We start from the raw sequence: 11766 nt of genomic DNA, 5'->3' as shown, positions 1-11766 counted from the left end.
GAGTCTTCCAAGTCGATGATAATCGCATCGGCACCGCTGGCGGATGCCTTGGCGAAACGATCAGGCCGGTCGCCCGGGACGAAGAGGAGTGAACGCAGTTTCATGGAGGCGACGCCTTTCAACTTCACCGTAGCCCTGAGCCTGTCGAAGGGCGCTTATCGGCGGGGCGTGCTTCGACAGGCTCAGCACTGCGGTCTAGATATCAGTCGGCGCTTTCTTTAGCAACGCTGCGCGCTCGCAACTGCATACCACTTCGTCGCGCTGATTGAGGCAGCGGTGCAGGAAGGTCACAACGCCAGCATCAGGGCGCGACTTGCTTTCCTTTAGCCCAATCACCTCGGTTTCGGCGCGGAGCGTATCACCGATAAACACCGGTTTAGGCATGATCAGCTTGTCATAGCCAAGGTTCGCCACCAGCGTGCCGAGGGTCGTGCCCCCCACCGACAGCCCCACCATGAGCGCAAAGGTGAAGGTACCGTTGACAAGGATTTGCCCGAACTCGCTGGCCTTTGCTGCCTCTGCGTCGATGTGCAGCGGCTGCGGATTATGGGTCATGACCGAGAACAGCAGATTATCGGTCTCGGTCACGGTGCGCCGGATTTCATGGAAGATAGTGTCGCCGATTTGCCATTGGTTAAAGTAACGTCCCGCCATCCGCTATTCCTTATAATGAATCGTCACCCTGAACGTGTTTCAGGGTCTATTTATCAGTCTAGACCGTTGGTTTGCGAGGCATGATGGACCCTGAAACACGTTCAGGGCGACGCGCGTGCGTGTGGGAGCTTGTCTCACTCCGCAGCCTCGATCCGCACCAACAAGGCCTCGACCTGCACCTGCGCACCGGCCTCTGCGTTGAGCTCGGCCACTACTCCGTCAAACGGGGCGGTAAGGCTGTGCTCCATCTTCATCGCCTCGAGCGTGAGGAGTTTCTGCCCCTTGGTGACGGCCTGCCCCGCCGCAACGTCCACCGCGATGATCCGCCCCGGCATGGGGGAAATTATGTCTCCGTCATGCGCTGAAGCATGCGCGCCGCCTGCATAGCGATAAGGTTCGACCCACCAAGTCTGGCCATTTCCAGTTTGGAAAAACCCGCTTGGGGCGTTCTGGCTAAAAACGAAGGGCTTCGGATCGACATATTCAACAATTGGAATGTCGACTTCGGTTGCAATCCCGTCAACCGACAGAACAGCCTTGTGATTACGATCACCGTTGAGCCTGAAACCCGCAATTGCTTGATTGGTATACTGCTCTGCGCTCCGCGCCAGATCATCAATATCCGCGTTCTCGTCAGGTATCAAATCGTCGCCCGCGCGCTGCAGCAGGCCGGTATCAACATTACCGGACGCAAAATCAGGATGCTCAAGCGCGTTGATAAGAAACGCAGCATTGTTTTTGACCGGCCAAATTTTGCTGTCATTCAAAGCCCATGCCAGCGACTGTATCGCGCCTTCGCGGTCCAAATCATGGGCGATCATTTTGGCAATCATCGGATCGTAAAATGGCGAAACTTCGGACCCCTGACACACGCCCGTATCAATCCGGACACTGCCGTCGAGTTCGAAAAACTCTAACCTACCAACGCTCGGCAAAAAGCCTTTCGCCGGATCTTCGGCATAAAGCCGCGCTTCGATTGCATGACCATCAATGCGCAACTCATCCTGCCGAAGCGGAAGCGGCTCACCGCTCGCCACGCGCAGCTGCCATTCGACCAGATCGACGCCAGTGATCTCTTCGGTCACGGGATGTTCGACCTGCAACCGAGTATTCATTTCCATAAACCAGACGAGGTCCGGGTCGATGAAACCCTTGGAAGAATCGGCAATGAATTCGATTGTGCCTGCGCCAACGTAATTGACCGCCTTTGCTGCCCTGACAGCAGCGCTGCATATCAGTTCGCGGGTATGTGGCGTTACGCCCGGCGCAGGGGCTTCCTCAATCACCTTCTGGTGGCGGCGTTGCAGCGAACAATCGCGTTCGAACAGATGGACGATATTGCCGTGCGTGTCGCCAAACACCTGCACCTCAATATGGCGCGGGCGTTGGATATATTTTTCGATCAGGACATGCGCGTTGCCGAAAGAAGCGGCAGCCTCACGCTGGCAAGAGGCGAGCGCGTCGGCGAAGTCCGCCGCGTCATCGACCTTGCGCATCCCCTTGCCGCCGCCGCCCGCGACGGCCTTAATGAGCACGGGATAGCCGATTTCTGCGGCTTGCTGCCCAAGGAACGCGGGGTTCTGGTTCTCGCCCATATAGCCGGGGGTGACAGGCACGCCCGCCTCCGCCATCAATTTCTTCGCCGCATCCTTCAGCCCCATTGCGGTGATGCTGGCAGGTGCTGGCCCGACCCAGATGAGGCCAGCGTCAATCACGGCCTGCGCAAATTCCGCGTTTTCGGAAAGAAAGCCATAGCCCGGATGGATTGCGTCCGCTCCGCTGGCCTTTGCCGCGGCGATGATCTTCTCACCCACCAAATAGCTCTCACGCGCCGCAGACGCCCCGATATGCACCGCCTCATCGGCTTCCCGCACATGCATCGCCTTGGCATCGGCATCCGAATAGACCGCAACAGTGCGAATACCCATCGAACGCGCCGTGCGGATGATCCGGCAAGCAATTTCGCCACGGTTGGCGATGAGGAGGGATTGGATCATCTGACTCACATCCGGAACACCCCAAAGCGGGGCGCCTCCTCGACGGGTGCGTTTAACGCAGCGGCGAAGGCCAGCCCCAGCACGTCCCTTGTCTGCGCCGGGTCGATAATCCCGTCATCCCACAGGCGCGATGTCGCGTAATAGGGATTGCCCTCGTCTTCATATTTCTGCCGGATGGGCGCCTTGAATGCTTCGGCTTCTTCTGGCGTCCATGTCGCAGCGTCGCGGTGGACGGTCGCCAGCACGCTCGCCGCCTGTTCGCCGCCCATGACCGAGATGCGCGCATTGGGCCAAGTGAACAGGAAACGTGGGCTATAAGCCCGTCCGCACATGCCGTAATTGCCCGCACCAAAGCTGCCACCGATCAAGACGGTAATCTTGGGCACGCTGGCGGTGGCAACCGCAGTGACGAGTTTTGCGCCATGCTTGGCGATGCCCTCCGCCTCATATTTACCGCCTACCATGAAGCCGCTGATGTTCTGCAGGAACAGCAACGGGATCCGCCGCTGACAGGCAAGTTCAATGAAATGTGCGCCTTTGACCGCGCTTTCCGAAAACAACACGCCGTTGTTCGCGAGGATCGCCACGGGCATGCCCCAGATATGCGCAAAGCCGCAGACCAAGGTCGTGCCATACAGCGCCTTGAACTCATGAAACTCGCTGCCATCGACCAGGCGCGCGATAACCTCGTGCACATCATAAGGCGCGCGGACGTCATCGGGGATGACGCCGTAAAGTTCTTCGGTGTCATATTTGGGGAGACGTGGCTCCTTTAAATCAATGTCGGGTTTGTGGGTTGGCCCTAAGTGGCTGATAATATCGCGCACGATGGTCAACGCATGTTCGTCATTCTCCGCGACATGATCGACCACGCCCGATTTGCGGCCGTGCAGATCGCCGCCGCCCAAATCTTCGGCGCTGATTTCTTCACCCGTCGCGGCCTTGACCAATGGCGGGCCAGCGAGGAAGATTGTACCCTGATTGCGGACAATGACGCTCTCGTCGGACATCGCCGGAACATAGGCGCCGCCCGCGGTGCAACTGCCCATGACACAGGCAATTTGCGGAATGCCCTTGGCGCTCATATTCGCTTGATTGAAGAAGATACGCCCGAAATGCTCACGGTCAGGGAATACCTCGTCCTGATGCGGCAGGTTCGCACCGCCGCTGTCGACCAGATAAATGCACGGCAGGTGATTAGCCTCGGCAATTTCCTGCGCGCGCAAATGCTTTTTGACGGTCATCGGGTAATAAGTGCCACCCTTCACCGTCGCGTCATTGCACACAATCATGCACTGGCGCCCCGAAACGCGGCCTATCCCGCAAATCAAACCCGCGCCGGGAATTTCGCCGTCGTAAAGGTCATTAGCCGCAAGCTGCCCGATTTCCAAAAATGGCGAGCCGGGATCAAGCAGACGTTCGACGCGCTCGCGCGGAAGCAACTTGCCGCGCGATGTATGCCGTTCGCGCGATTTTTCGTTGCCGCCCAATGCGGCCTCGGCAACCTTTGCCCATAGTTCATCGCGCAGTGCTTTATTCTTCGCTGCGTTGGCGCGAAACTGTTCGCTGTCGCTATTGACGTTTGATATCAGCACGGGTGCGCTCATTTCAATACTCCAATGCTTGGCGTATAGTGCACTTGCGCACCCGGCCCTAAGGGCAAATCAAGCGCCACCCAAGCCATCGTCATGGCGATACCTGCCACCATGAAACATAGTGCATAAGGGAGCATCAAAGCCAACAGCGAACCCACACCAAAATCCTTATCCCAGCGGCGCGCGAAAGCGAGGATGAGCGGAAAATAGCTCATCAACGGGGTCATGATATTTGTATAGCTATCGCCCATGCGATATGCTGCCGTGGTCATTTCTGGGCTGATCCCCAGCAGCATAAACATCGGCACCACGACGGGCGCAAGCGCGCTCCACTTGGCGCTGGCCGAACCAATAAATAGATCGAGTATTGATGACAGCAACAGCACGCTGACCAACAGGAATGGCGCGCTTAAACCCATTTCGCGCAGTACAAAGGCGCCGTCAATTGCGATGATTGGACCCAGACGCGACCAGTTGAACATCGCCACGAAATGCGCCGCGAAAAAGACAAAGACGATGTAGGGCGCCATCGAACGGATGCCATCCTGCATCATGCCGAGCGCATCACTGCTGCTTTTTACGGTACCCGCACCAAGGCCAAATGCCATACCGGTGCCAACGAACAGGAAGAAGAAACCGGCGACCAATGCAGAATAAAAAGGCTGCATCTGCGCTGTGCCCTCTTTGGTTTCGTCCAATAACGGCGAATAACCGGGAAGCAGTGTCAGCGCCGCGAACAGGCCAATGATAATGATCGCCGCGAGCCCGGCGTTACGGAGCCCTCTTCTTTCTTGTGCCGTTATTTCGGACTTGGCGAGTTCGGCTTGAATTTCAGCATCAGGTTCTTTGCCCCACGTGCCCAACCTCGGTTCAATGATGCGGTCGGTCACGAACCAGATAGTCGGCGTGAACAGAAACACGATGGACAATATGAACCACCAGTTACCAACGGGGTTCATCGTCCAACCCGGCTCGACAATACGGGCAGCCTCCTGCGTAAAACTGAAAAGCAGCACGTCAATCTGTCCGGGCGTGATGTTGCCCGCATACCCCCCCGAAACGGCAGCAAATGCAGCGGCGAGACCGACAAGCGGATGACGGCCGACAGCGGCATATAAAATCGCCGCAAGTGGGATGAACACCACATAGGCAGCATCGGACGCGTGGTGCGATACCATCCCGATGAGAGCGACCAAAGGCGTCATCAACACGCGCGGCGCATTACGCAGCGATCCGCGAATAAGCGCCGAAAACAAGCCCGATTTTTCGGCTACTGACGCGCCCAACACAATCGTCAATACCAATCCCAACGGCGCGAAGCTGGACATCGTCTTGGGCATTTCGGTTAACAGCCGTGCGATATTTTCTTCGTTGAACAGGCTCGTGGCGCGATACGTCAGCACGCCGTCCTTCAACTCGCCCCATTGCGGCGCTTCCGTCCCAGAATAGGGCAAGGATGCGGTCCAACCCAACCATGCGCCAAGCGCTGACAGTCCCATCAGAAACAGGATCAACCAAACGAAAATCATAATTGGGTCGGGCAGTTTATTGCCCAACCGTTCAAAGGTCGCGAGGAAGCCGCTCGGCGGCGCTATAGGATTGCTGCTCATGACGCATCTATAGCGCGGCCGGTCCGCATTGGAATATACAACCTATTTACGCGAAACGGTTCTGCAATTCCAGCAGCTTCATCGCCGCAATGGCTGCCTCGCCACCCTTGTCTTTCTGCTTGGGATCAGCGCGGACAATGGCCTGCTCTTCATTTTCGACGGTCAAAATGCCGTTTCCGATGGCAATGCCGTCCATCGTCAACGCCATGATGCCGCGTGCGCTTTCACCAGCAACGATTTCAAAATGATAGGTTTCGCCGCGAATGACCACGCCGATGGCAACAAAGCCATCATATTGCTGCGCTTCGGCGGCCATGGCAATCGTGCCGGGAATTTCCAGCGCACCGGGAACGGTGATGACTTCAACCTCATGCCCCTTGGCTTTCAACGCAGCTTTCGCGCCAGCAACCAGCATATCATTCAAATGGTCGTAGAAACGCGCTTCAACTATTAAAAACTTTGCCATTATTATCCTGCTCCCAAAATGATTGCGGCGGCACCGGATACTATCAGTAATCCCGCGGCGATGCGCCATTGATCCAAACGCTCTTTTAGCATCAGCGACGCCAAGACAAGCGCAATTAACACGCTGGATTCGCGAATGGCGGACACCAAGCCGACCGGAGCGAGCCGGACAGCGAACGACCAAGTCGCAAAAGAAATCAACGTCAGCAAACCGGATTGCCACCCGATTGTCCATGCCGACCGCAAACGGGGCATAGCGCCCCGCCGAAACCGCCATGCCAGATAGATCGGCAGCAAAATGCCGTCCGTAACAAATAGCCATGCCAGAAAAGCAATGATGTTGTCCGCTTCGCGCATGCCCTGCGCCGCGACTAAACTATAAATGATTGTCGTAAGCCCAGTGAACGCTGCCGCGCCCCACCCGCGGCGGCTCATGCCCCGGCCAAGTGCGAGCGCCAGTATTCCCAATGTTATCGAGAAAATACCAAAAATTGCGAGGGTGGTCAGCGTGTCGCCGAGATAGAAAACCCCCAAAATCGCCATTGCGAGCGGCACCACCCCGCGCGCGACCGGATAAGCATGGGAAAAATCGCTGATTTCGTATGACACAACCATTGTAAGTTGGTTGATGAAACTCAGCAGCGCAAAGCCCGCGAGTAAAAGCCATAGATTAGGCGACAGATTTCCAGCCCATAGCGCCACGGGCAAGGCCAAGGCTGCACACAGCAAGGATGACCAGACACGCACCGCCAGCTTATCTTCACCGGCCTTTAAATAAGCGTGCGACATGGCCGCTGTAAACGCGGACACCCCTGCCAGAGCAAGGCCGGCGCTGACCGACACGCGATTACTCGCCTCCGGTGCCGGGGATCGCGCGCTCGCCTACAATCGAAAGGCCATAGCCTTCAAGGCCAACCAGTGTGTGATGGGTGTTGGTCAGCAATATCATGTCGTGCACACCCAACTCGGTGAGGATTTGCGCACCACCGCCATAATCGCGCAGCTCTTCGATTTCGGGCGCGCCGGCCTGCTTGCCTTCGGCACGAAGCTGCATGAAACGCGAAACCATGCCCTTCATCGGCTTGTTGATCACGACGATAACGCCAGCGCCTTCAGCCGCGATGGCCTCCATCGAGCGCGAAAGAAGCCCGGAACGTTCGTTCTCTTCGCCGAACACGTCCACAAACATCGACATGGTGTGCATACGGACAAGCGTTGGCTTTTCGGGATCAATACGGCCTTTGACCAGCGCCATTGTCTCGTCGCCAGTGGCTTTGTTGTAAAAGGTCATCGCGGTCCATTCGCCGCCCCACTTGCTTTGGAACTTCATTTCCGCGCGCTTTTCGACCAGATGGTCATGCTTGCGGCGATAGGCGATTAAATCGCGGATCGTGCCCATTTTCAAATTGTGCATGCGCGCAAACGCGACAAGGTCATCCATCCGCGCCATGGTGCCATCGTCCTTCATGATCTCACAGATCACGCCCGACGGGTTGAGACCGGCAAGACGGCTGATATCGACGGCAGCTTCAGTATGCCCTGCGCGCACGAGAACGCCGCCATCGCGCGCAGTCAGTGGAAAGACATGGCCGGGGGAAACAATGTCATCCGGCCCCATGGAGGCATCTACAGCCACCGAAATCGTGCGCGCGCGGTCAGCGGCGCTAATGCCGGTCGTGACGCCCTCACGCGCTTCTATGGACACCGTAAAGGCAGTCTGCATGCTTTCGCGGTTCTCGCGCGCCATTGGCGTCAGGCCAAGCTGCTCGCAGCGCGCCTTTGTCATCGAAAGGCAGATCAGGCCACGGCCATGGGTCGCCATGAAGTTGATCGCGTCCGGCGTTGCCATTTGCGCTGGAATGATAAGGTCACCTTCATTTTCGCGGTCTTCATCGTCAACGAGAATATACATGCGGCCATTGCGGGCTTCTTCGATGATTTCCTCAATCGGAACGAGCGCTGGCGTGTCATCATTTGAAAACAGATAGCTTTCCAACTTACGCAGTGTTTCCGCCGTTGGATTCCAGCCTGCATCATCCAGATCACGCAAGGTATTGGCATGCAGCCCCGCCGCACGCGCAAGCCCCGAACGCGACAAGCCGCCTTCGTTGACGAGATTACGAAGCTTTTCAATTAACTGGGTGGACATATGACCTCCAACATTCGCAGAATAGCGAAACATGATTCGCTATTTTCACACTGTAATGTGATTGTCAAAGCATGAATCACATTAATATGTTGGGGAGAGTGTCATGGCGCAGACGATTTGGGTAAATAAGGCGAAGCTTTCGGAAAATATGGTCCATGATGCCGACCTGCCCATATTGGCTGATGGCGCACTCCGGCTAAAAATCGAAAGCTTCTCGGTTACTGCGAATAACATCACCTATGCCGTCATTGGCGATATGTTCGGATATTGGAACTTCTTTCCGGCTGAAGGCGTGTGGGGCGTCGTTCCCATGTGGGGGCACGCGGTGGTCACCGAATCCCGCCACCCCGAAATCGCTGTTGGTGAGCGCGTATACGGTTATCTTCCCATGGGAACGCATTTGGACGTCTTGCCCGGAAAAGTGAGCGCTAGCGGCTTCACCGACACCGCAGCCCATCGGCAGCCCATGAGCCCGATCTATAACCAGTATAGCCGTATCAATGCCGACCCCGAGCATGATGCAGCCAAAGAGGCAGAGCGCATGCTATTTGGACCGCTTTTCAAAACGGGTTTTCTCATTGAAGCCATGTTCCGCCGCGAAGATTGGTTCGGCGCGCAGAATTTGGTCATGACCAGCGCGTCGTCGAAAACATCCATGAGCCTCGCGAGCGTTGCGAAGGACCTGTCACCCGATATCAAGCGGATTGGCCTGACATCAAAAGGCAATGTCGCATTCGTTGCCAATTCGGGTCTCTACGACGAAGTCATCGCTTATGACGACGTTGGCAATTTGCCAGCTGCTGCCTCGGTAGCCGTTGATTTTGCCGGCAACAGCGGATTGCTGCGCAGCATTCATGACGCGCTTGGCGAGCATCTAAAATATAGCTGCCTCGTCGGCGCAACGCATGTCGATGCACGCGGCGCGAACAGCCCGGGCGGCAATGGCGACGCAATGCCAGGCCCCAAGCCCATTCTTTTCTTCGCGCCCGACCACGCCGTCGCCACCATTCAGGAACTTGGTCCAAAGGGCTTTGGCGAAGCGGTTGCCACAAGCTGGAAGAGCTTCCTTGGCGCCGTGGACGGTGTCGTGGAAATCGATGAACGCACGGGAATAACGACCGCTATTCCCGCGTTCACCGACACATTTCAGGGCAAAGCAGATCCCGCGATCGGGATTATCATTCGTCCTTAAAAACCCGGCCATCCTTCATCACGAACTTCACCGCTTTCAAAACGGTGACATCTGATGTGGGATCACCAGTAACGGCAATAAGATCGGCGGCCTTGCCGGGTTCAAGGCTGCCCACTTCCTTCTCCACGCCTAACAAAGTTGCCGCGTTCATCGTCGCAGCCTGAATGGCCGCGCTCGCGGGCATGCCATGCTTGACCATCAGCTCGAACTCGTCAGCATTCTTTCCATGTTTTGAGACACCAGCATCTGTCCCGAACGCAATTTTCACGCCTGCGGGATAGGCCTTTTCAAGACTTTTGCCCGTAACGCTAATGCGCCATTTGACCTTTGCCAACACGTCTGGCGGATAGGCATTGGGGTTCGCAGCAAGCCGTTCAAGGTAACCATTCACAGTTGATAACGTCGGGACATAATATGCGCCCGCCGTTTTGAACAATTTGATGGTCGCATCGGTCAGCATCGTCCCATGTTCTATAGAGTCTGCACCAACGGCAAGCGCTGCATTAACACCATCATCACCATGGGCGTGCACAGCAACTTTCTTGCCATATAAATGTGCGGTATCGACCAATGCTTTAACTTCATCGTCAAATAATTGCCGGCCAAGACCCGCGCCAATGCGACTGTTAACGCCGCCTGTTGTCGCAATTTTGATGACATCTACGCCGCGCCGAATTTGCTTACGCACCGCCTGACGACAGCTTTCAACGCCATCGCACAGATTGTCTTGGTCGATGCTGTTATGCAGATCTTCCGAAACCGACAGCGTGGCATCCATATGACCGCTTGTCGTCGAAATAGAGCGCCCGGCATCGATGATCCGTGGCCCCGGTAGCTCACCGGCGGCAACGGCATCGCGAAGCGCCAAAGTCGCGCCGCTTCCATCACCCAAATTGCGCACGGTGGTAAAACCCGCCATCAGCGTTTTCTTGGCATTTCCGGCGGTGCGGTATGCAGCGCGGGCAGGACTATCGGTCACAGCCTCAATCAACGCTGCATTGCCGCCCGCATCGCTACCGAGATGCACATGGCTGTCGATCAAACCGGGAAGCACAAACTTGTCCTTCAAATCGATCAACTTTGCGCCTGCTGGTCCGGGCTGATGTCCGGCCAAAATCTCGGCCACCTTGCCATTACGAATAATGACGGTGGATGGACCACGCGGCGGCGTTCCCGGCTTGTCGAGCAATTGCCCTGCATGGACGACGGTGACTTGTTCTGCCGTTTGGGCCGCAAGGGGAGAGCTCGCCAACAAAGCAGCACTCAGTGAAACAACAGCAAATATCTTCATTTAATCAATCTCCCCTATTGGCCATGCAACGCAATCCCGCTGGCGGCGGATCTTGCGGTGGCCCGGCAAAACATTGTGCAACGGCCATCCACTGATGCGCGACTTTGCCAGTGACTGCAAGCGACGTATCGGCAATGTTGCGGCATTGGGTCACAACCTGACAAAATTCGGTTGCACTGCCCGTAATGGTCCCACTGTCCGACGCCTCGCCATATTCCCATATCGCTCCGGATGGCGCAGTCAGGTGAAGCTGCGGCATTGGCCCCGGTGGATCTTGACGCCGGTTTTTCCACGTAAAGCCCCATGTATTGACGCCCAACCGAACGATATTGCCAATCCGGTCCGTATCCTGACGCGCGACGCCCAAAACATCATAAACCGCCTGTGCGTGCGCCCATGTTTCCATGAGACGCGCCGTTATCGAACTCAACGCGCTCATATCCGGGCCGACCCATTTTAGCCGCAGTTTCGGATCTGCCTTGGCAAAAGCCGCAGCAACGGCCTCAGTCCGTTCCAGCCATGCCTGCAACAAAGCCTGTCCAGATAACCCGTCCAAATAGGAAGCCTCAAAAGCAGGTAGTTTTCCGCCCCGGACTCCCTCCATCATCGCGGCAACAAATGCACCAAATGCGGCCTCATCCTGCAAAGACAGGTCCACCGCGATATTCCAGACATGCAAATGCCGGATGATGTTGTTGATCGTCCATCCCTTAAACTGCGTCTGCGTTTCGAAATCAGAATCGGACAGCGCAGCAAGAAGCCCTGCCAATGCTCTGCTCTCTTCCAAAAAGTCCGTTGCCTGCTGCATTACCA

11 protein-coding genes are annotated in these 11766 nt (G+C 56.5%); 1 reads left to right on the top strand and 10 read right to left on the bottom strand.

Annotation, left to right across the window (positions count from 1 at the left end; all coding sequences use genetic code 11):
* The 8 genes from ACIQ5B_RS02565 to ribB all read right to left on the bottom strand — a co-directional run.
* A partial coding sequence (locus ACIQ5B_RS02565) for an aldolase/citrate lyase family protein (RefSeq protein ID WP_397597651.1) occupies nucleotides 1-104 on the bottom strand: 104 nt, incomplete at its 3' end.
* Nucleotides 105-195: 91 nt separating this feature from the next.
* The gene (locus ACIQ5B_RS02560) at nucleotides 196-654 is read right to left on the bottom strand and encodes a MaoC family dehydratase (RefSeq protein ID WP_397597648.1); all 459 of its coding nucleotides are present in this window, start codon (nucleotides 652-654) and stop codon (nucleotides 196-198) included.
* Nucleotides 655-788: 134 nt separating this feature from the next.
* Nucleotides 789-2651 carry an acetyl/propionyl/methylcrotonyl-CoA carboxylase subunit alpha gene (locus tag ACIQ5B_RS02555; RefSeq protein WP_397597647.1) on the bottom strand — a complete coding sequence of 621 codons (1863 nt, stop codon included), beginning with the start codon at nucleotides 2649-2651 and terminating at the stop codon, nucleotides 789-791.
* 5 nt (nucleotides 2652-2656) lie between these two features.
* Nucleotides 2657-4258 carry a carboxyl transferase domain-containing protein gene (locus tag ACIQ5B_RS02550; protein WP_397597646.1) on the bottom strand — a complete coding sequence of 534 codons (1602 nt, stop codon included), beginning with the start codon at nucleotides 4256-4258 and terminating at the stop codon, nucleotides 2657-2659.
* On the bottom strand, nucleotides 4255-5856 hold the full coding sequence (locus ACIQ5B_RS02545; protein ID WP_397597645.1) for an AbgT family transporter: 1602 nt from the start codon (nucleotides 5854-5856) through the stop codon (nucleotides 4255-4257). Before ACIQ5B_RS02545 ends, ACIQ5B_RS02550 begins: the two co-directional genes overlap by 4 nt.
* A 46-nt stretch (nucleotides 5857-5902) precedes the next feature.
* Nucleotides 5903-6322, bottom strand: coding sequence for a 6,7-dimethyl-8-ribityllumazine synthase (gene ribH / locus ACIQ5B_RS02540; protein ID WP_397597644.1), 420 nt, complete (start codon nucleotides 6320-6322; stop codon nucleotides 5903-5905).
* Nucleotides 6323-6324: 2 nt separating this feature from the next.
* Nucleotides 6325-7164 carry an EamA family transporter gene (locus ACIQ5B_RS02535; protein WP_397597643.1) on the bottom strand — a complete coding sequence of 280 codons (840 nt, stop codon included), beginning with the start codon at nucleotides 7162-7164 and terminating at the stop codon, nucleotides 6325-6327.
* 4 nt (nucleotides 7165-7168) lie between these two features.
* Nucleotides 7169-8470 (bottom strand): 3,4-dihydroxy-2-butanone-4-phosphate synthase, encoded by a 1302-nt coding sequence (gene ribB / locus ACIQ5B_RS02530; protein ID WP_397597642.1) that lies wholly within the window; start codon nucleotides 8468-8470, stop codon nucleotides 7169-7171.
* A 103-nt stretch (nucleotides 8471-8573) separates the two neighbouring features.
* Here ribB and ACIQ5B_RS02525 point away from each other — a divergent pair, with 103 nt between their 5' ends.
* Nucleotides 8574-9662 (top strand): DUF2855 family protein, encoded by a 1089-nt coding sequence (locus ACIQ5B_RS02525; protein WP_397597641.1) that lies wholly within the window; start codon nucleotides 8574-8576, stop codon nucleotides 9660-9662.
* Here the strand turns inward: ACIQ5B_RS02525 and ACIQ5B_RS02520 are convergent.
* On the bottom strand, nucleotides 9649-10953 hold the full coding sequence (locus tag ACIQ5B_RS02520) for an amidohydrolase family protein (protein WP_397597640.1): 1305 nt from the start codon (nucleotides 10951-10953) through the stop codon (nucleotides 9649-9651). The two genes, ACIQ5B_RS02525 and ACIQ5B_RS02520, sit on opposite strands and share 14 nt — an antisense overlap.
* 4 nt (nucleotides 10954-10957) lie before the next feature.
* Nucleotides 10958-11761 (bottom strand): TIGR03084 family metal-binding protein, encoded by an 804-nt coding sequence (locus ACIQ5B_RS02515; RefSeq protein WP_397597639.1) that lies wholly within the window; start codon nucleotides 11759-11761, stop codon nucleotides 10958-10960.
* Between the last annotated feature and the right edge of the window lie 5 nt (nucleotides 11762-11766).

The sequence above is a fragment of the Sphingorhabdus sp. genome (assembly GCF_044374345.1).
GTDB lineage: Bacteria > Pseudomonadota > Alphaproteobacteria > Sphingomonadales > Sphingomonadaceae > Sphingorhabdus_B.
This window is presented reverse-complemented; position numbering and strand designations above follow the sequence as displayed.

Coding starts and splice junctions, on each gene's coding strand:
- ACIQ5B_RS02560 (WP_397597648.1), bottom strand. CDS start 654: ATGGCGGGACGTTACTTTAACCAATGGCAAATCGGCGACACTATCTTC.
- ACIQ5B_RS02555 (WP_397597647.1), bottom strand. CDS start 2,651: ATGATCCAATCCCTCCTCATCGCCAACCGTGGCGAAATTGCTTGCCGG.
- ACIQ5B_RS02550 (WP_397597646.1), bottom strand. CDS start 4,258: ATGAGCGCACCCGTGCTGATATCAAACGTCAATAGCGACAGCGAACAG.
- ACIQ5B_RS02545 (WP_397597645.1), bottom strand. CDS start 5,856: ATGAGCAGCAATCCTATAGCGCCGCCGAGCGGCTTCCTCGCGACCTTT.
- ribH (WP_397597644.1), bottom strand. CDS start 6,322: ATGGCAAAGTTTTTAATAGTTGAAGCGCGTTTCTACGACCATTTGAAT.
- ribB (WP_397597642.1), bottom strand. CDS start 8,470: ATGTCCACCCAGTTAATTGAAAAGCTTCGTAATCTCGTCAACGAAGGC.
- ACIQ5B_RS02525 (WP_397597641.1), top strand. CDS start 8,574: ATGGCGCAGACGATTTGGGTAAATAAGGCGAAGCTTTCGGAAAATATG.
- ACIQ5B_RS02520 (WP_397597640.1), bottom strand. CDS start 10,953: ATGAAGATATTTGCTGTTGTTTCACTGAGTGCTGCTTTGTTGGCGAGC.
- ACIQ5B_RS02515 (WP_397597639.1), bottom strand. CDS start 11,761: ATGCAGCAGGCAACGGACTTTTTGGAAGAGAGCAGAGCATTGGCAGGG.